Consider the following 25550-nt stretch of genomic DNA (forward strand, 5'->3'; position numbering starts at 1 on the left):
CAATACAAGAGCAGCCAACCTATGCGCAAAAGACTCACAGCAATCGCCACCATTACCGCCTTGTGTTCACCACTTGCTCTACTCGCAGCCGACAAAGATAAAGAAGAAGAAGGCGTCGAATTCTACGGCCATGTCGGCTACGAACTGCAGTTCCTCGACGATGATATCAGTGAGGCCGACGGACTCGACTGGGGGGCATACCTCTCCCGCATCGGCCTGCGCAACAGCCACGCAATAAATGACCAACTTAAAGCCACCTACCAGGTAGAAAGCTTTATCCTCCACGGCCCGAGTGGCGACAATATAGGCTTTCGTAATACCTATGGCGGCCTGAAGAGCGAGAGCTTCGGCGAGGTCCGGGTCGGGCGCCACGACACCCCGTACAAACGAGCCAACCTGCCCTTCTTCGCCGGCGCCAACATGCTCTTCGATAACGCGCAAGGCTCCGGGACAGGACTGGGCCAGTGGAACACCGCGCTGGGCAAAGATACACCGCAGAATGGCGATTTTGAAACGATTGATCGCAACCGCGGCTTCATCGCCCAGCGCTTCCAGCGCTGGCACGGCACCCTGCACTACATCAGCCCGCAAGTCCACGGCCTAACCCTGGAGGCGGCAATGCGCCCGGTGCAGGAAAACGGCGGGGAAGACAACTGGGTCGATTACTCGGCCTCGCTCACCTACCGCCTCGGCGAGAGCTGGATGTTCAATACCGCCTATGAGAGCGAAGGCGCCATTGACGATGGCGGCAACGGCGGCAGTGGTGTATATCAAACATGGCTAGCCGGGGCACTCTTCACCGCTACCGACTGGCTAACAGTCGGCGCCCAGATCGAAAACCTGGACATCGACGTCAACAGCGATATTAATGGCGATCTGATGCGCCTAATGGTGCCGATCAAGCTGAGCTTCGGCGACTACTACGTCAACACCTTCCTTAAGTACGACGACTTTGATTATGAACACAAACCAGATGAAAATGTAACAGAAGACGACGACTGGTTCGACATCGGCATGCAGGCCGGCTACTACCTGGATCCGGAGCATAACACCCAGGTCTACGCCGCTGCCGGCAGCGCCGAGGACATAGAGGCCGTTAACTACGCCGTCGGTTTCCGCTACCAGTGGTAAGCCCCAAGGCTAGCGCGGACTGTCTATGACGTTATTGCGTTATGACTCGCCATGGACGGCGAGCGTAGCGCCTTCAGGACGCCTAATAAATCTCCCGGAGCCTATTGATCGCCCCCTGTGTTGAGGCCTTGGAGCCGTGGATGGCGCCATGAAACATCCAGAGATGGATTCACGGCGCCCGCCAAACGGGGCACCTAATCTCTCCGCGACAACAGCCTAATAATGAACCCCCGGCCGCGCCTCAACCTCAGCCGGCAGCTGATAACCGCCATCGAGCTGCGAGCCCCCTACACCAAACCAGACCATCGCCCCGGGACCAGAATCCAGATCACTCACCCGCACCCCAAAACCCCAAATATCAAAGCTTCCGCCCAGTTCAATAAACGGATAAGAGTCATCAACCCGCCCCGAAGGCATATCGATATCGGCACCACTATCGTCCCAGCTGCCCCTTTGCCACGCCTTATTAAGAGTCACCCAGCCGATCCCCATACCGACCGGCTGCCAAAAGCCGACCCCTAAAGACCCCTGCCAATTAAACAGGTCTAGCGTATCATCGCCGTCGTCTTGGCCACCTTGTCCAGCAGAGGAATACTCAACATCATACTGCTCCCGCCGATAGGCCAACTCACCACCAAAAACAAAGGGCATGGCACGGGCAAAGTAGTGCGCCGTAGCGCCGAGTTGGAAACTGGCATCGGTGCGCGAGATACCAGATATATCCGCGTCCTCAGCAGCGAAATCGGCAAAGCTAGCACTGCCATCCTCCACCGGCAGCGAGTAGTCGTCCCCCGGATCACCACCATAAAGGCCGAGGTTCACCCCCCAACGCCAACCAAAATAGTGCGGGAATCGATCCGGCGGCCTAGCATATTCACGCTTGATCCGCTCATCCTCACGCAGCACTATCTCCTCGACGATATCCTGATAACGCGGATTATCCCGAGTCACTCGGACCCGATAAGTGCCCGCCTCAGCGGGACGGCGGATCGACCGACTCTCGATCCCATAGCCCTCCAGCCGGATCAGGGCACCGCCTTCAGCACTCAGATCAAGCTCACCGAATCGCCGCTCAGTCAACCCGGCGCTGTAAAAGTACGCCGGGGTCGCCGAATCGATACGGATAGTCTCATCTCTCTCGCGGTAATCTACCGTACCCTCGATGCGTAACCGGTACTCCCTTCCCTGCTCAAGCTCTACCCGTGCCGGTGTCACGTACTCGCTGCCAGCGATCCGCATGACTGCGCCGGCCGGCTGGCTATGCAGGTAGAGCACCGCCACATCCTGTTCACGCCACTGACGCGGATAGAGTGTCTCAACCAAACGCTGCTCATCACTGAGCAGATTGCGATGGCGGCGCTCACGCCCCTCGACAACCACTTTGACGGCCGAAGTGAGGTCACCAACTCGGCGCTCGTCGGTCCAACCGCCACTATCGGTTACCAGACGATAACCATCTATGTTCAGCGTAAGGGATGGCTGAGGCCGCAGTGTCTGCCGATCGAGTACCGCAAAACGCACCCTGGTGCCATCGATGACCGGGACGACATGGATACGCTCAAGCGCCTCGCGCGCTGCTTCAGTAAAGTAGCTAGCAAAAGTAGTCTCACCATGCTGGGGGATATAAGCCCGTTCATCAGCCAACTCTAGCCGCTCAACAGTGGCTAAACCACTCAGGGCACGCTGGAAGCGCAAACCGGGGCGAGAGTCTGGGGTGGCTTCTATGAGCTCCAATTGTGCTAGTGCGGGGGCTTGTCGCCGGGCCCTGGAGCGCATCTGCTCCATTTGTTCATCGGCTACCCTGACGCTGACCAGCCAGCCGTCTGCGGAGCGTTTCTCGCTGACCACCTCGGCCCCTTCAATGACCGCATGGCTCAGCGAGCTTATACTGGATTGGAATTCGAGCTCTTCGGCCAGCTCGATATCGCTATCGTCGGCCTCACCGCGACGCTGCAGCAAGCGGTATACCTCCCGCTGCTCACCGCGGATGGCAGTAACCACAGCCCCGGCGATCTGATAATAGGCCTCTTGACGGGCTTGCTCAGGCCTTTCCGCTGCGCCGTAACCGTAAGTGTAGCCCGACTGCTCCTGCTCCTGGAGCTGTCCTCTTAGCTCATCGCCACCAGGCGGGCGGTCACCGTATCCGGCACACCCGATGAGTGCCGCAAGAGCAATAAGAAGCAACGCGAGGGAGGGCGACCATCTCCCCCATATTGTCACTGGAAAGCCCGGTGAGGCTTTCACATCGGATCTCAGTTATCGCGGTCGAGCATCCGCTCCCTGGCGTCATCCTTGCCGCGCTCCAGGTCACGGACCTCTTCATCACGGCGCTCACGCTCGAGCCTCTCCTGCTCAGCCTCCTGTGCCGCACGCTCAGAGGCATCGTTGGCACAGCCGCTAAGCATAGCCGCTGACAGGCCCAGCGTAGCCACTCCAAATACCGCCGCCATCAAGGTAATTGCTCTCATCTCTTCCCCCCGCCTTTACTCATCGCTTCATAGCCTCGAAGAATTCAGCGTTGGTCTTGTTATCCTTGAGCTTATCCAGGAGGAACTCGACCGCCGCCACTTCATCCATGTTATGCAACAATTTGCGCAAAATCCAGGTCTTTTGCAACTCTTCGGGGGTCATCAGCAACTCTTCACGGCGGGTACCGGAGCGGTTGAGGTGGATGGCCGGATAGATCCGCTTCTCGGCGATCTTCCGATCCATGTGCAGCTCCATATTCCCGGTGCCCTTAAACTCCTCGTAGATCACCTCATCCATGCGCGACCCGGTCTCGACCAAGGCAGTGGCGAGGATTGTCAAGCTGCCGCCCTCCTCGACATTGCGCGCGGCACCGAAGAAGCGCTTCGGCCGGTGCAGGGCGTTGGCATCGACGCCCCCGGTCAGCACCTTGCCGGATGACGGCACCACCGTGTTATAGGCACGGGCAAGACGGGTAATGGAGTCGAGCAGGATGACAACATCCATCTTATGCTCGACCAAGCGCTTGGCCTTTTCGATAACCATCTCGGCGACCTGCACATGGCGCGTAGCCGGCTCATCAAAGGTCGACGAGACCGTCTCGGCTTCGAGCACCGAACGCGCGAACTCGGTCACCTCCTCGGGGCGCTCATCGATCAGCAGAACGATTAGATAGCACTCTGGGAAGTTGGCGTTGATGCTCTGCGCAACATTCTGCAGCATCATGGTCTTACCGGCCTTGGGCGGGGAGACGATCAACCCCCGTTGCCCTTTGCCAATCGGCGCGACGAGATCTATGACCCGGGCGGTGAGGTCTTCGGTAGACCCATTGCCCCGCTCCATGCGCATTCGATTACGCGTAAACAGCGGGGTCAGGTTCTCGAACAGAACCTTGTTCTTGGCTGCCTCGGGCGGTTCATAGTTGATCTGGTCAACCTTAAGCAGCGCGAAATAGCGCTCACCATCTTTGGGAGGACGGATCTTGCCGGTGATGGTATCGCCGGTACGCAAGGCGAAGCGCCGGATCTGGCTAGGCGAGACGTATATATCGTCCGGCCCGGCCATATACGAGGCGTCCGCCGAGCGCAGGAAGCCGAAGCCGTCCTGGAGTATCTCCAGAACCCCGTCGCCATAAATGGAATCACCATTCTTGGCATGAGCCTTGAGAATGGCGAAGATGATGTCTTGCTTCCGCGAGCGGGCAGTGCCCTCTATGCCCATTTCTTGGGCAATCTCCAGAAGCTCAGTAGCAGGCTTTCTCTTTAAGTCGGTAAGATTCATGATTCGCTTTGAGTGCGGGGGAACACGAGCGCGCTTTTACCGGTAAAGGCCTAGACTAAGGCTTGCGCTCCGGATCAGCAGCCGGACTTCGAGGACAAGGTCTGGGAGCTGGCAGATGGTAGCGCAAATGAATTGTGGAGATAACCACACTGCGGTAAAAAAGCGCCTCTTCCGTTAAAGGTTACTGTCGATAAACGCGGTTAATTGTGACTTGGAAAGGGCACCGACTTTAGTGGCCTCAACATTGCCATTCTTGAACAACATGAGGGTCGGTATGCCGCGAATGCCGTACTTGGGGGGGGTCTCGGGGTTTTCGTCGATGTTTAGCTTGACTACTTTGAGCTTGCCCTTGTACTCACCAGCTATCTCCTCAAGTATCGGTGCGATCATCTTACAGGGGCCACACCACTCTGCCCAGTAATCTACTAACACCGGCTCGCTGGACTTGAGCACATCTTCATCAAAGCTTTGATCGCTTGCGTGGACGATAGCACCTTCGCTCACGATTTATAACCTCCAGGTTCTAATGCAGAACACAAATTACGATGGATTTTCCGTAGACCTCGGAATCCTGTATGGATTTCGGGCATAGCTCTTCGCTTCATGCCAGGTACTCGGATGCGGGACTATCGAGCCCTTACAGGAGGGCCGACGGGTTTAATTCGAGTTAGAAATTGACGTTAGTACGGAAAATAGCTGCCGGAAGCGCTAATGTCAACTATTATAACCTCTAACGGAGCCCAGCAGGCTATCCGGGTTGTTGCTAACGCTGCTCCCAGTTAAGAGCTGAGACTAATCGTTGCCAATCGTAGTCAACATCACCAACGGCAATAAAGTCCGGATTTAGCAGAGAATCTTTTTGGTTATAGCGCAGTTGTTGCAACCCTATATCCATTATGCGGCCGCCGGCGGCCTCGAGCACGCACTGCGCCGCGCCGGTATCCCATTCGCAGGTCGGCCCAAAGCGCGGATAGAGATCCGCTTCGCCCTGCGCTACTCGGCAGATCTTCAAGGAGCTGCCGACTGATAACTCATGGTACTCACCGAGGCGTTCCAGGATATTCTCGATCGCCGCCTCACGGTGGGAGCGGCTGACCACGACGGTCAACGGCGACTGCGCCCGGCGTGTGGCAATGGTCTGCATACCGTTACTATCGAAACGGTAGGCGCGCTCTCCCGCCGCTGCACTCCAGGTGGTCGCCAGATCTGGGGCGTGGACCACGCCGAGCACCGGACGGCCATTGTCGATGAGGGCTATATTGACCGTAAACTCGCCGTTGCGCTTGATAAACTCGCGAGTGCCATCGAGCGGATCAATAAGCCAGTAGTTGTTCCAGCTGCGCCGGGTGACGGCATCGATGTCGTCACCCTCTTCGCTGAGCTGCGGTATATCGGGCGTCAACCGCCGCAGGCCGGCAGCAATGGTCTCATGAGCGGCGCGATCGGCGCGCGTCAGGGGGGATTCATCGTCTTTCGCCTCGACGGCGAAATCACTACTACGATACACCTCGAGGATTCTCTCCCCAGCTGTCTCAGCGATCTCGCGCAGCGGCTCAAGCCAGGTATACCACTCTTGAAGCGCGGTCATAGGTTCTCCGTTAACGGGCGGCCAAATAATCGCGGGCCAAATAGAGCGCGGCGATGGAGCGTGCTTCGGTAAGCTCCTCTTCAGCGAGCAAGGCGGGAAGTTCGGCCAAGGGCCAGGGCACGACCTCTATCACCTCCGGCTCATCGCCGGGCAGGCGGTATTCGTAAAGCTCCTCTGCGAGCATGATCTGGGTGCGATGGCCGAAATAGCCCGGCGCCAATGTCAGATCACGCAAGTGGGTAATCCGCTTAGCACCGTAACCTACCTCTTCCATCATCTCTCGGTCTGCCGCCTGCTGCGGGTTCTCGCCCGGCTCTACCCGACCTTTAGGCAGACCTAGTTCGTAGCGCTCGGTACCTGCGGCGTACTCACGGATGAGCAGTACCCGCCTATCGTCTGTCACCGGCACAACGAGCACGGCACCGTTCGCCCCGCCACCGAGGCGCTCGTATTCGACTTCAACGCCGTTACTAAAGCGCAATCCCACCGCCTCGACCCGGAACAGGCGCGAACGGGCGACGATGTTGCGGTATGTAGTTTGCGGGTAGCGCTCAGTCATGCAGGCCGTCTGTAATTTGAAGTCGCTCGGACAGTCTCCGATTGTAACGCGACGGGGTGCCACATCTCTAGCGGCAGCCGGGGAATTCCTACCTTCTTTACGGAGTCTATAAGAGCTCCCCCGTAGCCATTTAGCTGTTCCGGTGTGGAGGACGCCGTGAATCCATCCCTGGAGGCTTCATGGCGCCATCCTTGGCGCCAAGACCTCCACACCGGAACAGCTAAATGGCTACGGGGAGCTCTTAGAGGCCTCCTTAGAGGCGTCTTTTCCTAATCTGGCGTATAGGGTTTGAGCAGTTTATCGAGACAACAGCGCAATGGTATGCGCCGCGATTACCCGCTCCTCGTCTGTAGGTATCACCCAGGCGCTAAGCTGGCTCTCGGGGGTAGTAATAAGCGGCCCATTATTTAGGTTAGCCGCTTGATCGAGCTCCATACCAAACCAGTGCAGGCCATTGACGATACGCTCGCGCACCTCGGCGGCATGCTCGCCGATCCCGGCGGTAAAGATCAGGGCATCGAGTCCACCGAGGGCGGCGGCGAGGCTGCCGATTTCGCGCAGGATGCGGTAACAGAACAGCTCTACCGCCTCTGTAGCCGCCGGCTCACTACTGCTGAGCAGCTGACGCATATCGGCGGAGATGCCGGAGACGCCAAGCAGGCCCGATTCGCGGTAGAGTAGCCGCTCGACCTGTTCCAGGCTCATGCCCTCCATGCGCTGCAGATGGAGTACAACCCCCGGGTCGATATTACCGCAGCGCTGGCCCATCGGCAGGCCATCGAGGGCGGTAAAACCCATGGTCGTGGCCACGCTACGCCCCTCATGCAGGGCACAGAGGCTGGCGCCGGCGCCAAGGTGAGCAACAACGGCCCGCCCGCGGGCGGCGCGCTGATCGTACTCGGGCAGCAGGGCCGCGATGCGCTCGTAGGAAAGCCCGTGGAAGCCGTAGCGGATCACCCCGCGCTGTTCGTATTCCCGCGGCAGGGCAAAGCGCTGAGCCACCGCCGGCTGAGTTCGATGGAATGCGGTATCGAAGCAGGCTACCTGGGGCAGCTCGGGGGCCACCCGGCGCACCGCCTCTACTGCCGCTAGATTGTGCGGCTGATGTAGCGGGGCTAGCGATTCGAGCTCGTGCAAATCGCCCAGTACCGCATCATCTATCAGCACCGGCGCGCTATAGTGGCGACCGCCATGGACTATGCGATGCCCCGCCCCGCGCAGGGTCAGTTCACCCAGACTGGAGCGGACGTGCTCAAGCACCGCACGCAGGGCGCTGTCGTGATCTACCCCGTGGCCAAGATCACTGCTTACCGGTGCCGACTGATGATCTTCCAGGTGTAGCCGCGACGCGGTGCCGGCCACCCCCACCCCTTCTACCTGGCCGCTTAAATACTCGGTTAAGTCTTGCTCGGTATGGGCATAGACCGCGAACTTTATGCTCGAGGAGCCGGCGTTGAGTACCAGGATAGCGTCATTCATAAGCTTATCTATGGATAGAATCCGTTACCTTTACAGGTGAGCCAAGCCCCGCCGCTTGCGTTCAGCGACCAGCACGGCAATAGCACAAGAGGCCAACCGGGCAATGACATCATCCGCCCGGCTGGTGAGCACGATCGGCACCCGGGCACCGAGGACGATGCCGGCGGCCTCGGCATCGGCCAGGTAGTAGAGCTGTTTGGCCATCATGTTGCCCGACTCGAGATCGGGGGCAATGAGGATATCCGGGTTCCCGGCCACCTGCGAGGTGATCCGTTTGGTCCGCGCCGCACTCTCCGAGATGGCGTTATCAAAGGCCAACGGGCCGTCGAGCAAGCCGCCGAAGATCTGCCCCCGGTCGGCCATCTTACACAGCGCGGCGGCATCGAGGGTCGAGGGGATATCCGGGTTGACCGACTCGGTCGCCGATAGTATTGCCACCCGCGGCTGCTCGACACCGAGGGCGTGGGCAAGCTCAATGGCGTTCTGGCATATATCGCGCTTTTGGGCCAGACTCGGCGAGATGTTGATCGCCGCATCTGAGATCAGCAGCGGGCGCGGGTAGCTCGGCACATCCATGGCGTAGACATGGCTGATGCGCCGCTCGGTGCGCAGCCCCTTTTGGCGGTTGACCACCGCCCCCATCAGCTCATCGGTGTGCAGCGAGCCTTTCATCAGACCTTCGACCTCACCGCGGCGGGCGAGATCGACAGCGGCCTCGGCCGCCTCATGCGAGTGCTCGACATCGATTATCGGCAGATCGCCGAGGTTGATGCCGGCCTCATCCGCAGCAGCGCGGATCTTGTATTCGGGACCGACTAGGGTCAGCTGCATTAAGCCGTGCTCGGATGCTTGAATGGCGCCGTGCAGGGAGAGGGCGTCGACCGGATGGACCACCGCCGCACTCATCGGCTCGACGTTATCGGCCATCCGCAAGAGCCGGCGCAGCTGCCGCCGACGACCGCGCGAGGTGCTCGCCACCATGGAGTCGGTCTCGCCATTGGCGATCTCCTCCGCCGGGGCGCTGACGGTTATCCGGCCACTGATGACCGGTTCGCCGTCTTCGCGGGTGGCCCGGGCATCGAGGATCACCCGCCGACCATCATCCTGCTTGTCGATCACCTCCAGGGTAACCGTTACCGTATCACCGAGGCCGATACTACCCTCATAGACCAGCTCCTGCGCCAACGGCACCGTGCCTGGACCAGGCAACTCGGTGCAGACAGCGTTAATAAGCATGGTTCCGGGCCACAGGCCCTCGCCGAGGATACGCATATCCTCGTGGTTGAGACGACTGGTGGTCTCTGCCCTATCGCCTATACTTATCTGAGAGTAGGGTCGGTTTTGTGCGCCGTTAGCCATAGTAGGTTATCTTCTCCTTACTCGGTTATTTCTGCAGCACATAGGTGCCGGGTGCATCGGCCAACGGCTGATAGGTACCCGAGCTCTGCCCCACGCTCGGCGGGGCGCCACGATTACTGGAGTGCTCGCGCAGCCACTGCTGCCAATCCGGCCACCAGGAACCCTGCTTCTGCTCAGCCTTATCCAGGAAAGAGTCGGGTGAGACGTAAGGGTCGGAAGCCTTGCGCGGCAGGATGCGGAAGGTGCGCCGCGGATGGCCCGGGGGGGTGACTATGCCGGCGTTGTGGCCACCGGTGGTCAAGGCGAAGGTGACATCCGCCCGCGGCAGGAAGCGGTTGATCTTGAAGACTGAGCGCCACGGGGCGATATGGTCTTTCTCGGTGCCAATTGCGAAGGTCGGCACTTGAATATCGCCGATGTGGATGGGCTGGCCGCCGACGTCGTAGCGATCCTCAACGAAGTCGTTGTTGAGAAAGAGCCAGCGCAGGTATTCGCTGTGCATGCGGTAGGGCAAGCGCGTCAGGTCGGCATTCCAGGCCATCAGGTCGATGACCTTACCGCGGTCACCCATCATGTAGTCGTGGATCAATCGGGAATAGATCAGGTCCTTGGAGCGCAGCAGCTGGAATGCGCCGGCCATCATGCTGCCATCGAGGTAGCCCTTCTCCCACATCATATCTTCGATGAAGGTCACCTGGCTTTCGTCGATGAATAGCTCCAACTCGCCGGGCTCGGTGAAATCTGCCTGCGCTGCCAGAAGGGTCATGGACGCTAGGCGCTCGTCGCCGTCGCGGGCCATGGTTGCGGCGGCGAGCATGAGCAAGGTGCCACCGAGGCAGTAACCGACGCCGTGAACCTTCTGCTCCGGCACGATGCTGGTAACCGCTTCCAGGGCTTCCATGACCCCCTCGCGGCGGTAGTTGCTCATGCCGAGGTCACGGTCTTCGGAGCCGGGATTTTTCCACGAGATGGTAAAGACGGTGTGGCCTTTGCTGACCAGGTATTCGACCATCGATTTGCCGGGCGAGAGGTCGAGGATGTAGTACTTCATGATCCACGCCGGCACGATCAGGATCGGCTCGGGGTGGACGGTCTTGGTGGTCGGCTCGTACTGGATCAGTTCCATGATGCGGTTGCGGTAGACTACCTTGCCGGGGGTAACAGCCAGGTTTTCGCCTACCTTCCAGTGCTCGCCGCCGACCGGCGGTTTTTTGGTCACATAGCGCTCGACATCCTCAACGGCGTTGGCCATGCCTCTAGCCAGGTTGGCGCCGCCTTCTTGGAGGGTGCGGGCGAGCACTTCGGGGTTGGTGGCTAGGTAGTTGGACGGCGAGTAGAGGTCGAGCATCTGCCGACCGATGAAGTTAACAACCTCTTCGTGGTGTTGGGTAACGCCGCGCACGCCAGTCGTGGCGTCGTGCCACCACTGCTGGGTCAGCAAAAAGCCTTGACTGAGCAGATCGTAAGGCCAGGTTTCCCACTCTTCGGCGGCGAAGCGGTCGTCGTTTGGCCAGGGCTGGATACAGGGTTGTTCGCAGGTTCCGGTCATGCGACTGATGGCGTAGCTTTGGAAGCTCATCAGGTTCCGTGCCGCTTGATCGGCAAGAGCGACCTGTTTGCCGGGGTGGGAGGCGAGGTGAACTGCCCAGTCGAAGGTGGCGAGGCTGATGGCGACGGGCGAGAGGCCTTGGCTGATGCGGCCGAGGCCGGCGTTGTAGAGCCGGTCCAGGGTGTAGGCTTGGCGGTCGCTTTCGTCGGGGTCGAGGACGTATGGGTGCATGGTGGTACCTCTTGGTTGTTGGTTTTGGCTGCTGGCGGTCTTTGGGAGAGTCTTTTTTTGGGGATGGCCGGCCCTGGAGATTTTCCCCAGAGCTGGCTGCCCTGGGATGCCATCTTCCCGGGGTTGGCTGGTCCTGGGAGACCTCCCCTGAGTTGGTCAGCCCTGGGAGATCTCCCCCGGGGTTGGCCAGCCCTGGGAGATCTCCCCCGGGGTTGGCCAGCCCTGGGAGATCTCCCCCGGGGTTGGCCAGCCCTGGGTATGCCAATATGGGGACGCTACAAGCCGTCCCTGGAAGCTCTCTGCTCGCCATCCATGGCGAGCAAAGCCCCATATTGGCATATCCCAGGTCCAGCCAACCCCTGAGCCGGAGGCCTTTCTAGGACTCCTTTTCTAGGACTCCTTTTTACCATCCCGGGCAAATAACCCCTTCCTGTGACCGTACCAGAGCCTATATTCGGCTGTTAGGTTTGAATCCCATCGCTCCCTGCAATATCAAATCCAAGCCTGGCAAAGACCTGTGTCATGATTATTACGGGATTATACTGCGCTGCACAATTCTAGTAAACAAGATGCGCGCATTTGGTGGCCTCTAAAACTTCGCCGGTGCCACCATCCGCCCCGGTGTGGAGATCTTATCGCCTGGAATGGCGCCATGAAACCTCCAAGGATAGACTAACGGCGCCCTCCTCACAGGGCAAAACCAGGCGCCGGGCGGATTTTTGAGTTTTTTCATAGGACGGCTAATAGGCTTAGAGGATTGGAATGGAATATGCAATTGATGCACGCGGTTTGACTAAGCACTATGCAGCAACCAAGGCGCTGGATGGGGTTGATCTGCGGGTCCCTGCGGGCACTGTGTTCGGTCTTTTAGGCCCCAACGGTGCAGGCAAGACTACCACAGTTCGGGCTCTTGCCAGTCTAGTAGAGTTGGATGCCGGCCAGGCTTGGGTTGGTGGTTTCGATGTCGTGCATGAGCCTCACCGGGTCAGGGAGATCATCGGGCTGACCGGTCAGTACGCCTCGGTCGATGAGAAGCTGACTGGGCGCGAGAACCTGATCCTAGTGGCGCGCTTGTTAGGCATGTCGCGCCGGGAGGCGCGCGAGCGCGCGCAGCAGATGCTAGATGAGTTCCATCTGGGGCAAGCGGCTGACCGAGCCGCGAAGACCTATTCGGGGGGTATGCGCAGGCGTCTCGACCTGGCAGTCAGCCTGGTTGGTCAGCCGCGAATTCTTTTCCTCGACGAGCCAACTACAGGCCTTGACCCGCGGGCGCGTATGGAGCTGTGGGAACGGATCAGGCGTCTGGTTGAGGCGGGCACAACGGTGCTGCTGACGACGCAGTATCTTGATGAAGCTGATGCCTTGGCTGATGAGATCGTGGTGATCAATGAGGGCCGGGTCATAGCGCATGGCACGCCGGAGCAGCTCAAGGAGCAGGTCGGCACACGGATGCTGGTTGTGGCTATCCGCGCCGGGGCAGACTTCGACCGGGCCGTGAGCGAGGTCACAGACCTGCTCGGTGTAGCACCTAGTATTGATGGGCGACGGCTGCGGGCACCGGCTGATGACCCGGACATTTTGCCCGCTCTGGTAAGACGCCTGGATAGCGCCGGTATCGGAGTCGATGAATTGGCGCTGCAGGGAGCCAATTTGGATGACGTCTTTCTGGCCTTGACTGGCGATAGCAACGAACCGATCAAGGAGGGGCTAAGTTGATAATATTTAGGCCGCTGCAGCAGACCCTTACTCTGGCGTGGCGCAGTCTGATCCAGATCCGCCACAACCCCTGGGAGTTGGGTGATTACAGCATTCAGCCGGTGCTGTTTTTGGTGCTGTTTACCTATGTCTTCGGTGGGGCGATAGCCGGCGGGGCGGATGATTACCTGAGTTTTCTGCTCCCCGGGGTTATAGTCATGAATCTGATGTTTGTGACTGTCTATGTTGGCCACGGGCTGAATACCGATCTTACCAAAGGTGTTTTCGACCGCTTTCGAGCCTTACCCTTACCGCGCTGGGCACCTCTTGCCGGGCGCATAGTGGCCGATTTGGTCAAGCAGGCGATGTGTATCCTGCTGCTTTTGGGGATAGGCTTTTTGCTCGGTTACCGGCTGGAGGGACCATGGTTCGGCGTGCCGGCGATGATGGTGCTTCTGCTTATTTTCGCCCTGGCCGCTTCGTGGATAATGGTGCTGGTGGGAGTGGTGTCGCGCGACCCGGAGCATGTCCAGCTGTTTGGTTTCACGGCACTATTTCCGGTGACCTTTGTCAGCAATGTCTTTGTACCGGTGGAGACTATGCCGGACTGGCTACAGGGTATTGTGGCGGTGAATCCTGTCTCGGTGGTCACTGATGCTGTTCGCGGACTGCTGGAGGGCGGCCCGGTAATGGCAACTGTCACGGGGGCGTTGATGTGGTCTGTGGCGTTAACCGTGATCTTTGCGCCTCTGTCAGTCTGGGCGCTTAATCGCAGGTTGGCACGGGGTGGAGGTTAAGGGCGGTTAACCGGAGGCATTAATCCGACCCGGTGTGGAGGTGCAGGCGCCACTAAGCCTCCAGGGGTAGCACGGCAACGACACCACAGCGGGCCAGATATTGACTCCGGGGAGGTTTGAAGCCGGAGCCCGCAGAGCGGGTCCCGGGTTCTAACCCTACTGGTCCGAGCAATCAATATCTTCGTAGATCTCTCCCTGGAACTCGAACTCGCATTTATCATCGCTTGTCTTGCGCAGATTCCCTGAGAAACTTGACCCTCCAACTTCGGTCTCTACCGACATGCTGTAACCATCAAGGTCCTCAACGTTGAATTCTATCTCTTCATCGCCGAGGTCTTTATGTCTAACTTTAGCCTTATAATTGCCATCATCGTCTTTCTCGAAGCTTATTGCATGGTCGTCGTCACCGTATTCAATTTCCTTACCATCTATGACATCGGTCAGTTTCTTACCGCGCTGCCATTTATCGGGATTTGCATTTTTACCCTCTTTAAGGAGACTATTATCCTCTCCGCGTGCAAACCCCTCAACATTCAAGGAAGGACCAAAGCACTTCTCTTTATTACTTCCACAGTCGTCGTCATCGTCAGCCTTAATGCCAATTTCCGCTAAAAACTTGGCAATCTCTTTAAACCCACTGTCATTATCACCATCCCAATCCGGTTCCTCTCGCAGAACCAGAGTAGCTGCTTCTATAGCTCGAGCACGGGCGGCTACGTTAGCTTCATCGAATGTAAAATCATCGTCATCATGCAGCACATGCCTAAATAAGCCGCCATCGAAGCCGTTATTACCATCTTCCTCACTTCCAATCAGCTTCCAAAGCCATTTCAGGTTGTCACGGGGACGTTTATCGTCACCTTGCCACTCCCATTCCAGTTTTTCTTCATTAGCATAACTAGCAGCTAGATCGAATGCGCTTTCAACTACGTCCTCTACAAAGCCACCAATTCCGTCACTATCCGGGCCACTTTGCCTAACCCAATTTTCAGCTAGTGCCTGGTAAACAAAACGACCCTTCTGGGTGTTCAATTCGTATTTATCATGTATTTCTTCCGCGATAACCTCTGCCAGTTTCTGGGCCCGAAACCCCGTACGAATAAGCAGCAAACGCTCCTTATCGGAATAGGAGTTATCATCGAAATCAAGATAGTCTCCTTCCACGTCGCTCTGAAGTAAGCTGTTTATATCGTCATGCTCATTATTCAGCCATTCGACAAAATCGGCTTTGCCATCACTACCCATATGACTCATCAGCGAGGTAAGTGGCGTGATGTAAACGCGGTCTAGCTCATCGCCCGGCGATACATCCTCAAAATGGCGGCTCATGGTTACTGGAATGCGCAGGCCATGCCACTGGTCGCGGCCTTGATGGACACGGAGGATGACGCGATCCATGCCGCCTACGGCGACATCTTTTAGTTCGAACTTGCCGTCTCGATCAGTTCTTGATCTGCTGATGCCCTCAACGTAATCGGTTTCAGAGCGGTCCAGATAGACCCTGCCACCGGCTACTGGTCCATCGATAGCGCGCCCTTCAAAAGATGCCGGGTCATCGCCGGTATCCTGATCAGAGGCATCGTCACAGCCGGTGACACCAAAAAGCAGCAGCGAAGCCACCAGGGCTGATCGCCAAGCGACGTTGGTACGGAAGGTTTTATGGTTAAAACGCGAGATCAAGTCCAACATTGAACATCACCGAACGTGGATAGTCTTGTTCATCATCATCACTCGTATGGGTTACATTTTCAAGCCCATATGCGATGTCAAGGCTAAAACTTCTAAAAAGAGTAAAACCGGTGGTGACATACGTCAATTCGCTTCCAGCCATGTTCTCCCGGTAGCCAAAGCGCCATTCCGGCAGCAAGCGCGCCTGCGGCACGGTTGATACGCTCACGGCAAACCACTGCTGCTCATCGCCTACTGGGTCTTTTACCGAATTGGTATCGTAGGAGGCAGCCAGGACCCAGCTTTGATCTTGGTTATATATTGCCCCCTCTAAGGACATCTGCGGATCAAGGGTCCAGGTCTCCTCAAGGTCTATGCGATCGCCAAATTGCTGAGCCATTGTGCAACGCTCTTGGGCGTCACCACTGAGCTCATGGCAGCATTGGCCGATCGCCCCGAACTCGAGCTCCGGCTGATTAAGGTTGCGCCCGACTATGCCGAAGCGGTAGTAATCCGAGTTCCAGAGCAAGCCTAAACCAGCGCCGATGTCGGTATCCTGTTTTTGGTTAGCGTCATACTCATCGGTTATGGTATCGCCTACATCGTCGGCATCCTGGAGCGGGATAACGATCTTGGATAGATCACTTTGGTAGTGGGTCAAAGAAAAACCAAGCAGCAGCTCGCTTCGCTCCCCCTGCCAGACGTTGTGGCCGTAACCAAAGGTTATCTCGCGCAGCACCGCACCCTTGATGTAGAGGGAGGTATCTGTCTCGATGCCAAAATCTCCACCATCTGCATAGGCATTCACCGGGGCGTCCAATATCCCCAAACGGGCCTGGCCGGTAAAGCGCACATCCAGCGAGATCCCGCCATCTCCCCACGGCAGCTGCATGCTCAGCGGGGTTATCGGAACGTGGCCAAAGGCCGATAGCTTGGCGTAGCCGTCCTCGCCGGCCTGGACAAGAAATTCGTTGGCCTTGTCCCGGGCATCCTCAGCATCAGCTATAGTATTGAAATCACCGTCCAAATCATCCTGCAGCTCATCCAACTCATCGATAAGATCATCAACAGGACCCAACTCCGCACCAGCCCCGACGCGCAGAATACTGGTCGAGAAGGCTGGACCGATCGGCGATGCGGCGGGGTTAATGCTGGTATCGCGGGCATGGGGGTGACTGACGTTGCCGAGGGTCAGGGAACTGCCTGAACTTAGGCCGGCAGTCGGTGACGCCGTCGCGGTTCCGGCTAGCGTCGCCCCACCTAGTGCCAACATGGCCCAGCCGGTTAACAGGGCGGTATTGGCAACACGGTCAAGCAGTGCCGGCTTACTATCCTGCTGTACATCCCGATCCCGCATCGGCATCACTCCTCATCATCCTCAGCGGCAGTGTCCCCGGTGTCGGCATCCTCGTCATCCGCCTCATCCGGGCCTGCCTCTTCCGGGGCAGGCTCCTCTACGGGGAAGTCAGCACCGACGATTATGCGCACATTTGCCCCGCGGGGGATCTCGGGATCGGCAGCGCTTACCTCAGGACTGCCTGGAAGGGTCTCGCCCAGAGTTGTTGCTGCAGTTACAAACCCCTCCCGATAATGGACCTCAGTAACATCGCGGGGCGGCTCGTCGACTCTTTCTACGCGCCGCACTATCCTGTGGCCCTGGCGTTCCAACTCCTCGATCAGCTGACTAGCCGGCGCACGCTCACCCGAGCGGTTAACAACTTCGATATGCAAGGCCCCGGAACGCCGCTCCAGACGCTCTATAGCATCCCGATTATCCGCCGTGCGGCTGCCCAGGAAGGATAAATTGGTGCGGAGACTCTCAGCCTCAGCGCTCAGTTCGTCACCCAATTCAGTCAAGCGTTCATCTTGCGATTCACTGTCGCGGCGCAGTGAGGCGGTACGGGCAAAGAGCTGCTCATCGTTCTGCGCCAAGCGGCGTTTTTCTGCCTCTAGCTGCTCGATGCGCGCAGTAAGGCTCTGCCGCGATTCCCGTGGTTCCGGGGTATAGACGAAGGTGAGCTGGATAGTATCGCTCGGTGCCGTTTCACGTTCTACCACTTCCTGGCCATATACTAGCCGCCAATCGCTATGCGGAGTCGGGCTCCAGCGCAGGCCGGGGCGCACATATAAGGCAAACTGATTCTGTACCTCTTCACCGCTCAAACCTATATGGGTCTCAAGCTCAGCGCTCAGGGCCAAACTCTGCCCCAGTCCTTGCTCAAGGCGAGTGGCATAACGCAGCCGATTAATAGCTTCATAGCCCTCCTGGTCTCGGTAAGCAACATCAGCCCTCTCCAAGCCCAGGAACCCATCAACTCGGGCAGCACTGTCACCTATCCGCTGTCCTATATGTAGGGCTAGTCCCGCCCCTTCACTGCCACTACCCAGCCAGGGCTCATCGGTTGGCAGTAACCGGCCATGGGCAGTGAGGGTTACATGACTATCGTTATCGGCATCAGCGGCGAGCGGAAAGCCAAAGGCGAACTCAACCCCGTGCAAATCCCTCTTATCATCAACCTGGCGCACCGGCAGGCCAATCTCTATGTCGTGCCCGGTGGATATGCCGTAGCGAAAGGCAGGATTCGCTATCAGTAAATCTTCATCACGCTCATCTTGTTCCCAGCTATGGCTAGAGAAGGTCAATCGATGCTCACTCGACCCATCGGGTAGCACCCCGCCCCCGCGGAAGTCGTAGGCATGCGCCCCTAGTGCTGCCCCACCCAGGATAATCGCTACCGATAGCCGCCATTTAGCCAGTTTTTCTCCCCCACCGAATAGTCCTAGCATAGTAGCCTTGTCTATATCTTTGCGCCTATCTTTTCCTAGCGGCATAAACCGCGTCAAGTTTAGCTGCTAGGCATAACTGAGTTTCATAAGCTCCCATGGGCCTCGCCGGCCCTTAGCAGCTCCATTGGGCTCGAGCGCCAATCACGCCGCGCCCCCAACCACCCCGCGGTAGCCACCAGGATCGCACCCGCTAAGAGGCCGAGCAGAACAACCAGCCACGGGAATGAGTAATCAAGCTCAAACAGCTCGCGCGCGGCGAAGTAACCACCGGCAGCAGCCCCAACCCCTGCCAAGGCCCCAGCCAGTGCGCCGGTGAAGGCCAATTCAGCCACTGCAGCCCGCCCCAGGCGGCGCCGCGAAGCCCCCAAAGCGCGCATCAGTGAGGCCTCAAAACGCCGCTCAGCGGCGGCGGTGCGCAGCGCCGCCAACAGCACTATCAGCCCGGCCAGCAGAGTCAAGGAGGCGATAATCTCCACTACCCGTACACCCTGATCGACAATCTCGCGCCCGGTGGCGATAATCGCCCCCACGTCGATCGGCGTCGCGCCCGGAAAACGTTGACTTAATTCCGCCAGCAGGCGATCTGACTCCTCTCCTAACCGAAAACTGGTTATGTACTCCGGGTGATCGGCATCGAGCAACCCGGGCGCTGCAATAACGAAAAAGTTTGGATTAAAGCTGATCCAGCTCACCTCGCGCAGCGAGGTGACAGTGCCTCTTACCGTTTCGCCATCAATGACAAAGCTCAGCTCATCGCCCACCTCGATACCCAGCTGCTCGGCATAGCTCTCCTCCACCGACCACTCCGCGCCCGGCTCATCGCCCCACCAGCTGCCTGCTATGACTTCGTTATCCGCAGGCAGCTCATCGGCCCAGGTAAGATTGGCATCGCGGGAGACCATCCGCCGTGTGCGGGGCGAATCGTAATCCTCGACGCTTATCTGCTCCCCGGATATGGCCTCCAACCGGCCGCGAACCATGGCAAATAAGTTGATATCGCGGCCGAGTTCGGCGGCTAGGTAGTCACGCAGTGGCTCAACCTCGTGCGGGGCAAGGTCGATCATGAAGGTATCGGCGGCATCCGCGGGGATACTATCCTGCCAGGTATCGAGCAGGTCGTCGTGGACGACGCTCAGGGTAAGCAGGGCCATCAGCCCGACCCCTACGGCTACTACTTGAGCCAGGGTTGCTGCCGGGCGCCGGGTTGGCCCACTGAGCCACCACAGCCGCCCAGCCGAGCGCCGGCGCAGCCATGCCGCCAGAAGGATCACCAGCCCGGCGGCTAAACCGAGCGCCATCAGGGTCAGCAGCAGCACCCCGGTTATGGTCAGCCCGAGTTGAAGATCACCGGCCTGGAGCAGCAATAGGCCTATGAGTACGGCGCCAGCTATTAGATAGGCCGTCATTGAACGGACTACTCCGGACCCGGCGCTGCGCCGCAGGACTCGCATCGGTGGCACATGGCGCAAGCGGATTACACTGGGTAGGGCAAAACCGGCCGCTGCCACCATACCCACGCCGATGCCGTATAACGCCGGCATCGGCCCAGGGGCGCCGAGGTTGGGTGGCAACGCCTCACTCAACAGGGCGAGCATCAGCGCCTGCAGGGCATAGCCGAGTGCCACCCCGAACAGGCCGGCCAACAGGGCCAATAGGCTGATAATGGTGCCTTGGCAGAGCAGGATAGTGCCTTGACGGGCGCCGAGGACGCGCATCATGGCGATGCGATCAAGCTGCGCTGCGGCATAGTGGCGGGCTGTTAAAAGCACCGCGGCGGCAGCCACGACTACGGTTATCAAAGCGGCGAGGCCGAGAAAACGCTCGGCCTGGGCGGTGATCGTCTCGACCGCCGGCTGCGCTTCGCTGCCGGTCAACACCTCTGCTTCCTGCGCCGGCCCCGAGGCATCATCTTTTAGCCAGGCAGCAAAGGCATCGAGAGCCTGTTGATCGCCGGCGAGCAAAAGGGCATGGCGCACTTGTGAGCCTTCGACAACGAGCCCGCTAGACTCCATGTCCGACCAACTAATCAACACCCGCGGCCCGAGGGCACCAAAGATCTGCGCCCGATCCGGCTCGGCCGTTATCAACCGCGAGATCGTCAAACTCTTATCGCCGAGTTCGAGTTCCTCGCCGGTTGCGGTGTCAAGCAGTGCCAGCAGCCGCGGTTCCACCCACGCCTCGCCGTCAGGCGGCGGCCCGGTGGTATCCTGCTCCTCTCCATCACGCTGGGCGCTGGTGAGCAGTTGACCGCGCAGCGGATAGCCCTGCTCGACCGCCTTGACCGCAACCAGCTGACTACGCTCGCCAAGCATGACCACGGTCGGAAACTCAACCATCCGCGCCGCTGCCAAGCCAAGTTCAGTAGCTTGCTCGCGCCACTCGGCGGGAACCGGCTGATTGGCTCGAACCACTCGGTCGGCTGCGACCAATTCGGCGGCGCGCTCTTCTGCTGCTGCCCCGGCGCGCTCAGTAACCCAGCCAACTGAGCTAACCGCTGCCACCGCGACAACTAGTGCGGCAACGAGGATGCCTAAGTGACCAGCGCGCAGGTCGACGACCAGCAGCCGCATGGCAAGCTGCACGCTAGCCTTGGCGGTTGTCCCCCGCTGCCGGTTGCCTGCCATTGAGCTAGCTCCGCTCACGCTGTACGTCCCGCAACGCCTCGTCAACGCTGGCAAGCTCGCTAAGAACGCCATCACGGAACGAGCAGATCCGCCGACAGCGCGAGGCGACCTGGGGATCGTGAGTGACCATAACCAGGGTGGTCGAGCGCTGCCTATTGAGATCGAAGAGCAGGTCTATGACCTCCCGGCCAGTCGCATCATCTAGATTACCGGTGGGCTCATCTGCCATCAGTAACTGCGGTCCGGTCACCAGCGCCCGCGCCAGGGCTACGCGCTGCTGCTCACCGCCGGAGAGGCGCTCGGGAGGGTGGCGTAAGCGATGGCCGAGGCCAACCCACTGCAGGGCCTCCTGGGCTGCTTGTGCATCGCTCCGCCCGGGGGCCAGATCAAGGGCCAAGCGGACGTTCTCCTCGGCGCTCAGCCCGCGCAGCAGATGAAAGGCCTGGAAGACAAAACCAAGTCGCCCGGCGCGCAGCGCTGCTCGAGCATCCTCATCAAGGGGGCTGATATCCTCGCCGCAGAGCCAGACCCTCCCGCTGGTGGGCCTCTCCAACCCGGCCAAGAGACCGAGCAGGGTCGATTTGCCGGAGCCTGAGGCGCCGAGGATGGCGACGCTATCGCCGGGGGCAACGCTGAGATTGAGATCAGCGAAGAGGGTCACCTCCCCATCGGGCCCGGCGAAGCTCATCCCCAGCGCCTCAGCGGCGAGTATCGGCGCAGTAGCTGCGCCCCGCTCAGCCGACCCAGAGCCGGCAGATGATGCTAGTATGGGATCCTGCATATGCTTTTATTTAGGGTGCTCGACTGATATGTGGTTGTGGCAATTCGCTAAGCGCTATTTTCAGCGCCTGAGTGAGGCCTCGGTAGAGGGATGCAGACTAGGGCGATCGCTAAAGGCCTCTCTGATCTCATTACTGGTTATTCTCTCACTCTCAGCCCCACTGAGCCTATCCGCCGATGACGACGTGATACTAGTCTTCGGCGACTCTCTCTCCACCGCCTACGGCTTCGAGCGCGACAAGGCGTGGCCAGCACTGCTCGATCAACAGCTTGCCGAGCACGGCCTAGACTACCGCGTGGTCAACACCAGCCGCAGCGGCGAAACCACCGGCGGCGGCCTGCGCCGCCTGCCCGATACGCTCGAGGAGCATGAGCCGGCCATTACCCTAATCCAACTCGGCGGTAATGATGGCTTACGCGGCCAGCCGCCGCAACGCATAAAGAGTAACCTCAGAGAAATGATTACGCTTGCCGAGCAGGCCGACAGCGAGGTGGTACTGATCGGCATCCGCATTCCGCCGAACTACGGTAGGGCCTATGCGGAGCGTTTCGAGCAAATCTACCCGGCGCTGGCCGAGGAGCACGATATTGAATTGATCCCATTCTTGCTCGAAGGGATCTGGGATAAGGAGGGGATGATGCAGGATGACGGCATCCACCCTAGCGCCGCGGCACAACCGAAGATCCTTGAACTAGTATGGGATATGCTGGAGGACTCGGTTAAGTAGGGTATCTCCGGTCAGAAGATAATCCCCCCTAAGGAGCTTTTTGCGATCGCCCTAGGCTGATAATAAAAAATACCCCCCGGTGCACTCATCTGCCCCGGTGTGGAGGACGCCGTGAATCCATCCCTGGAGGCTTCATGGCGCCATCCCTGGCGCCAAGACCTCCACACCGGGGCAGATGAGTGGCCCCGGGGAGAGCCTTAGAGGATTCCCCCAGGATGCCCCAATAATTCTTACCAGCTACTGCCCCTGCGCCTCGCCACCGAACCACTCGAGCAGCCGCGGGAAGAGCCCCCGCAACTCCAAGGCCATCAGCACGAAATCGCCATCCAGACGCTCGGCCTCGCTTTGCGCCTCACGGTCGCCGGCCTGCTCACGAATCACGTCAAGAAACTTTATCCGCCGCACGGACAGATCACTGTCCAGGACACAATTCATTCGCTCAGCCCAGGTTAATGCTAGGCGTCGCACCCGCTTACCTGCATCGATATGGGCGCGGATCTCGCCCGAGGTAAGATCCTGACGCTTGACCCGCACCTCACAGCCTTCGGAGTTGGGATCCTCCAACACCGCCTCTTCACCAAGCTCGATATCGCCCGGGGTTTGCTGCTGTGCCAACCAGCGGGTCATGATCGTGGCTGGTGAATCCTGGCTCTGTGGGGCGATAATGCTCAGCTCAGGCCAGGCATCGCGCAGCTGCTCGAGAAACCCCTCAGCCTGTTTTTCTGAGCCGGCATCGATCGCCAGAAAGCCCTCCTGGGTGTCTATATAACCCCAGGTCCGCTTGTGGCGGCTGAAGGCGCGCGGCAGCAGATCAGTAACCACCTCATCGCGAATACGATCGCGCTCGCGCTTGCGCACCTTACGCTGATCCGCTGCCTCCAGAGCGCTGACCCGCTCATCCAGGGCCTCGCGGATTACCGCCGCGGGCAATAGCTTGCTCTCCTCCTGCAGACAGAAGAGCAGACACCCAGCACCAGCATGGACCAGCGGCGCGCCCGAACCCAGCGGCGGGACAAAGCCACTACGACTCGACTCCAACGAACCGCACGGGGTGAACGCCGCCGCTGCCAGCTGCTGATCGGCAGCCTCGGCATCATAGGCGAGGCGATCGCGCAGCCGATAGAGCATAAGATTACGAAACCACATGGTTAGCTATCCCGCCCGGTTCAGTTATCAAGGTGCGGGGCAAGGCGGCTGCGCAGAGCCATAGCCCGCTGTGCGGCGTCATCGCGGTCGGTCGCACCAACGACTGTGATATGGCCCATCTTGCGTCCCGGGCGCGCATCACGCTTGCCATAAAGGTGCAATGTCGCCGCTGGATCGCTGAAGGCCTCCGCCCAAGGCGGCGGGCCAGCCGCCCAAACGTCACCAAGCAGGTTAACCATTGCCGCTGGGGCGAGAATCTCGGTGCTGCCCAGGGGCATGCCGCACACGGCGCGCAACTGCTGATCGAACTGCGAGGTGGCGGCCCCCTCAATGGTCAGATGGCCAGAGTTGTGCGGACGCGGCGCGATCTCGTTGACAAGTAGCTGCCCGGCACTATCAATAAACAGCTCCACGCAATAGGTACCAACAATATCCAGACCCTCACCCACTGTTCGGGCAATCTCCACCGCTTGGTCAACTAGGGCCGGGTCGATTTGCGCCTCGGCTATCGACAGATCAAGCACGTGGTCGCGGTGGCGATTCTCTATCACCCCATAGTGGGCAAACTCGCCGGTCATACTGCGCGCCGCCACCACCGAGACCTCCATGGCCAAATCTATGCGCGACTCAACCACAGCGGAATCGGTTCCCAGCACCGTCCAGGCTGTAGCGATATCATCGCCCTGCTCTATAACCACCTGCCCTTTACCATCGTAGCCTAGCCCGGCGCTCTTGATTACCGCCGGGACACCGATACGCTGCAGCGCTTCCCGAGCCTGCTCGCAGCTATTAACCGTCTCGAATTCGACCGTCGGTAGTCCGTGCTGGCGCAGGAAGTCTTTCTCCAGGGAGCGGTTCTGAGTAATGCGCAGAGCTTCGGGCGAGGGGCGCACGTGGGTAACTTCGGCCGCTGCCTCGACGGCATCCAGCGGGATATTTTCGAACTCGTAGGTGAGCACAGCCACACCTTTAGCAAAGGTCTGGACTATGTTCGGCAGCAGGTCGGTACCATAAGAACGATCAGAGACTTGTCCGGCAGGACTGCCGCGCTCGGTTGCCATCACCTGCACCTGATAGCCCGACCTGCGCGCTGCCAGAGCTAGCATGCGGCCGAGCTGACCACCGCCGAGGATGCCGATGTTGGCTCCGGGGAGTATAGCGGAAGCGTTCACGTGAGCTCCTCGTTGTAAACGCGCTGCGCCTGCTGTTCTCGATAGGAGTCTAGCTCTTTAGCCAGGGCTGGCTCCGCCCCGGCCAACAGCGCTACCGCAAACAGCGCAGCATTGCGGGCACCCGCTTCGCCAATGGCGAATGTTGCCACCGGCACACCTGCGGGCATTTGGACTATGGAGAGTAATGAATCGAGGCCACTGAGCGCCTTTGACTGTACCGGCACGCCGAGCACAGGGACAGTGGTGCTAGCGGCGAGCATGCCGGGCAGATGGGCCGCTCCGCCGGCACCGGCGATAATCGCCTGAAGCCCGCGCCCGCGAGCCTGCTCGGCGTAATCGGTGAGCAGTTGCGGGGTACGATGGGCGGAGACAACCCGGCACTCATGGGCTACATCGAAGTGACTGAGCACTTCTGCCGCCCCACGCATGGTCTCCCAATCGGAACGGCTCCCCATTACGACGCCGACCAGCGGTTGCGTGTCGGTCATAGCTACTTGGCCTCGCAAAAAA

21 protein-coding genes are annotated in these 25550 nt (G+C 59.3%); 4 read left to right on the forward strand and 17 right to left on the reverse strand.

All coding sequences use genetic code 11. The features are described 5' to 3' along the window. The first annotated feature begins 21 nt into the window (after positions 1–21). Complete coding sequence (locus HH1059_RS13430; RefSeq protein WP_096409828.1) at positions 22–1131, forward strand: porin; 1110 nt, start codon at positions 22–24, stop codon at positions 1129–1131. A 216-nt stretch (positions 1132–1347) separates the two neighbouring features. Here HH1059_RS13430 and HH1059_RS08930 read toward each other — a convergent pair whose 3' ends face one another. The 9 genes from HH1059_RS08930 to HH1059_RS08970 form a co-directional block, all read right to left on the reverse strand. Continuing rightward, complete coding sequence (locus HH1059_RS08930; RefSeq protein WP_096409829.1) at positions 1348–3315, reverse strand: hypothetical protein; 1968 nt, start codon at positions 3313–3315, stop codon at positions 1348–1350. A 68-nt stretch (positions 3316–3383) separates the two neighbouring features. Beyond that, on the reverse strand, positions 3384–3599 hold the full coding sequence (locus HH1059_RS08935) for a hypothetical protein (protein WP_096409830.1): 216 nt from the start codon (positions 3597–3599) through the stop codon (positions 3384–3386). A gap of 19 nt (positions 3600–3618) precedes the next feature. Next, complete coding sequence (gene rho / locus HH1059_RS08940; RefSeq protein ID WP_096409831.1) at positions 3619–4878, reverse strand: transcription termination factor Rho; 1260 nt, start codon at positions 4876–4878, stop codon at positions 3619–3621. Positions 4879–5052: 174 nt separating this feature from the next. Next, positions 5053–5382 (reverse strand): thioredoxin TrxA, encoded by a 330-nt coding sequence (gene trxA, locus HH1059_RS08945; RefSeq protein WP_096409832.1) that lies wholly within the window; start codon positions 5380–5382, stop codon positions 5053–5055. Between the two features lie 259 nt (positions 5383–5641). Next, positions 5642–6466 carry a 3'(2'),5'-bisphosphate nucleotidase CysQ gene (cysQ, locus tag HH1059_RS08950; RefSeq protein WP_096409833.1) on the reverse strand — a complete coding sequence of 275 codons (825 nt, stop codon included), beginning with the start codon at positions 6464–6466 and terminating at the stop codon, positions 5642–5644. Positions 6467–6476: 10 nt separating this feature from the next. Next, complete coding sequence (gene nudE, locus HH1059_RS08955; RefSeq protein ID WP_096409834.1) at positions 6477–7025, reverse strand: ADP compounds hydrolase NudE; 549 nt, start codon at positions 7023–7025, stop codon at positions 6477–6479. A 297-nt stretch (positions 7026–7322) separates the two neighbouring features. Further along, positions 7323–8504 (reverse strand): acetate/propionate family kinase, encoded by a 1182-nt coding sequence (locus HH1059_RS08960; RefSeq protein WP_096409835.1) that lies wholly within the window; start codon positions 8502–8504, stop codon positions 7323–7325. A 30-nt stretch (positions 8505–8534) separates the two neighbouring features. Continuing rightward, the gene (locus tag HH1059_RS08965) at positions 8535–9863 is read right to left on the reverse strand and encodes a bifunctional enoyl-CoA hydratase/phosphate acetyltransferase (RefSeq protein WP_096409836.1); all 1329 of its coding nucleotides are present in this window, start codon (positions 9861–9863) and stop codon (positions 8535–8537) included. A 25-nt stretch (positions 9864–9888) separates the two neighbouring features. Then, positions 9889–11643: a PHA/PHB synthase family protein gene (locus tag HH1059_RS08970; RefSeq protein ID WP_096409837.1), complete on the reverse strand. Its 1755-nt coding sequence runs from the start codon at positions 11641–11643 to the stop codon at positions 9889–9891. Between the two features lie 762 nt (positions 11644–12405). Here HH1059_RS08970 and HH1059_RS08975 point away from each other — a divergent pair. Both HH1059_RS08975 and HH1059_RS08980 read left to right on the forward strand, forming a co-directional pair. Continuing rightward, positions 12406–13359 (forward strand): ATP-binding cassette domain-containing protein, encoded by a 954-nt coding sequence (locus tag HH1059_RS08975; protein WP_096409838.1) that lies wholly within the window; start codon positions 12406–12408, stop codon positions 13357–13359. A 2-nt stretch (positions 13360–13361) separates the two neighbouring features. Then, entirely contained in the window at positions 13362–14135 is a 774-nt protein-coding gene (locus HH1059_RS08980; protein WP_096410395.1) for an ABC transporter permease, read from the forward strand. A gap of 156 nt (positions 14136–14291) precedes the next feature. Here the strand turns inward: HH1059_RS08980 and HH1059_RS08985 are convergent, their stop codons facing one another. Genes HH1059_RS08985 through HH1059_RS09005 form a run of 5 tightly spaced genes read right to left on the reverse strand, consistent with a single transcriptional unit; the run spans position 14292 to position 21995 of the window. After that, a complete protein-coding gene (locus HH1059_RS08985) occupies positions 14292–15824 on the reverse strand; it encodes a hypothetical protein (protein WP_096409839.1) in 1533 nt (510 codons plus the stop codon). After that, on the reverse strand, positions 15799–17160 hold the full coding sequence (locus tag HH1059_RS08990) for a conjugal transfer protein TraF (RefSeq protein ID WP_162549470.1): 1362 nt from the start codon (positions 17158–17160) through the stop codon (positions 15799–15801). The genes HH1059_RS08985 and HH1059_RS08990 overlap by 26 nt, the downstream gene beginning before the upstream one ends. A 5-nt stretch (positions 17161–17165) precedes the next feature. Next, a complete protein-coding gene (locus HH1059_RS08995; RefSeq protein ID WP_096409841.1) occupies positions 17166–18635 on the reverse strand; it encodes a LytR C-terminal domain-containing protein in 1470 nt (489 codons plus the stop codon). A gap of 38 nt (positions 18636–18673) precedes the next feature. Beyond that, on the reverse strand, positions 18674–21214 hold the full coding sequence (locus HH1059_RS09000; RefSeq protein ID WP_096409842.1) for an ABC transporter permease: 2541 nt from the start codon (positions 21212–21214) through the stop codon (positions 18674–18676). Between the two features lie 4 nt (positions 21215–21218). Next, on the reverse strand, positions 21219–21995 hold the full coding sequence (locus HH1059_RS09005; protein WP_096409843.1) for an ABC transporter ATP-binding protein: 777 nt from the start codon (positions 21993–21995) through the stop codon (positions 21219–21221). A 28-nt stretch (positions 21996–22023) separates the two neighbouring features. Here HH1059_RS09005 and HH1059_RS09010 point away from each other — a divergent pair, with 28 nt between their 5' ends. Further along, the gene (locus tag HH1059_RS09010) at positions 22024–22722 is read left to right on the forward strand and encodes an arylesterase (protein WP_096409844.1); all 699 of its coding nucleotides are present in this window, start codon (positions 22024–22026) and stop codon (positions 22720–22722) included. Positions 22723–22959: 237 nt separating this feature from the next. Here the strand turns inward: HH1059_RS09010 and HH1059_RS09015 are convergent, their stop codons facing one another. The 3 genes from HH1059_RS09015 to purE are packed head-to-tail and all read right to left on the reverse strand — an operon-like array spanning position 22960 to position 25528. Beyond that, on the reverse strand, positions 22960–23868 hold the full coding sequence (locus HH1059_RS09015; RefSeq protein ID WP_096409845.1) for a recombination-associated protein RdgC: 909 nt from the start codon (positions 23866–23868) through the stop codon (positions 22960–22962). Between the two features lie 20 nt (positions 23869–23888). Beyond that, a complete protein-coding gene (locus tag HH1059_RS09020) occupies positions 23889–25040 on the reverse strand; it encodes a 5-(carboxyamino)imidazole ribonucleotide synthase (protein WP_096409846.1) in 1152 nt (383 codons plus the stop codon). Then, positions 25037–25528 carry a 5-(carboxyamino)imidazole ribonucleotide mutase gene (purE, locus tag HH1059_RS09025; protein ID WP_096409847.1) on the reverse strand — a complete coding sequence of 164 codons (492 nt, stop codon included), beginning with the start codon at positions 25526–25528 and terminating at the stop codon, positions 25037–25039. Before purE ends, HH1059_RS09020 begins: the two co-directional genes overlap by 4 nt. Positions 25529–25550: the final 22 nt, after the last annotated feature.

This window comes from Halorhodospira halochloris (assembly GCF_002356555.2).
Lineage (GTDB): Bacteria > Pseudomonadota > Gammaproteobacteria > Nitrococcales > Halorhodospiraceae > Halorhodospira > Halorhodospira halochloris.

Coding starts and splice junctions, on each gene's coding strand:
- HH1059_RS13430 (WP_096409828.1), top strand. CDS start 22: ATGCGCAAAAGACTCACAGCAATCGCCACCATTACCGCCTTGTGTTCA.
- HH1059_RS08935 (WP_096409830.1), bottom strand. CDS start 3,599: ATGAGAGCAATTACCTTGATGGCGGCGGTATTTGGAGTGGCTACGCTG.
- rho (WP_096409831.1), bottom strand. CDS start 4,878: ATGAATCTTACCGACTTAAAGAGAAAGCCTGCTACTGAGCTTCTGGAG.
- cysQ (WP_096409833.1), bottom strand. CDS start 6,466: ATGACCGCGCTTCAAGAGTGGTATACCTGGCTTGAGCCGCTGCGCGAG.
- nudE (WP_096409834.1), bottom strand. CDS start 7,025: ATGACTGAGCGCTACCCGCAAACTACATACCGCAACATCGTCGCCCGT.
- HH1059_RS08960 (WP_096409835.1), bottom strand. CDS start 8,504: ATGAATGACGCTATCCTGGTACTCAACGCCGGCTCCTCGAGCATAAAG.
- HH1059_RS08965 (WP_096409836.1), bottom strand. CDS start 9,863: ATGGCTAACGGCGCACAAAACCGACCCTACTCTCAGATAAGTATAGGC.
- HH1059_RS08970 (WP_096409837.1), bottom strand. CDS start 11,643: ATGCACCCATACGTCCTCGACCCCGACGAAAGCGACCGCCAAGCCTAC.
- HH1059_RS08975 (WP_096409838.1), top strand. CDS start 12,406: ATGGAATATGCAATTGATGCACGCGGTTTGACTAAGCACTATGCAGCA.
- HH1059_RS08985 (WP_096409839.1), bottom strand. CDS start 15,824: ATGTTGGACTTGATCTCGCGTTTTAACCATAAAACCTTCCGTACCAAC.
- HH1059_RS08990 (WP_162549470.1), bottom strand. CDS start 17,160: ATGCGGGATCGGGATGTACAGCAGGATAGTAAGCCGGCACTGCTTGAC.
- HH1059_RS08995 (WP_096409841.1), bottom strand. CDS start 18,635: ATGCCGCTAGGAAAAGATAGGCGCAAAGATATAGACAAGGCTACTATG.
- HH1059_RS09000 (WP_096409842.1), bottom strand. CDS start 21,214: ATGGCAGGCAACCGGCAGCGGGGGACAACCGCCAAGGCTAGCGTGCAG.
- HH1059_RS09005 (WP_096409843.1), bottom strand. CDS start 21,995: ATGCAGGATCCCATACTAGCATCATCTGCCGGCTCTGGGTCGGCTGAG.
- HH1059_RS09010 (WP_096409844.1), top strand. CDS start 22,024: ATGTGGTTGTGGCAATTCGCTAAGCGCTATTTTCAGCGCCTGAGTGAG.
- HH1059_RS09015 (WP_096409845.1), bottom strand. CDS start 23,868: ATGTGGTTTCGTAATCTTATGCTCTATCGGCTGCGCGATCGCCTCGCC.
- purE (WP_096409847.1), bottom strand. CDS start 25,528: ATGACCGACACGCAACCGCTGGTCGGCGTCGTAATGGGGAGCCGTTCC.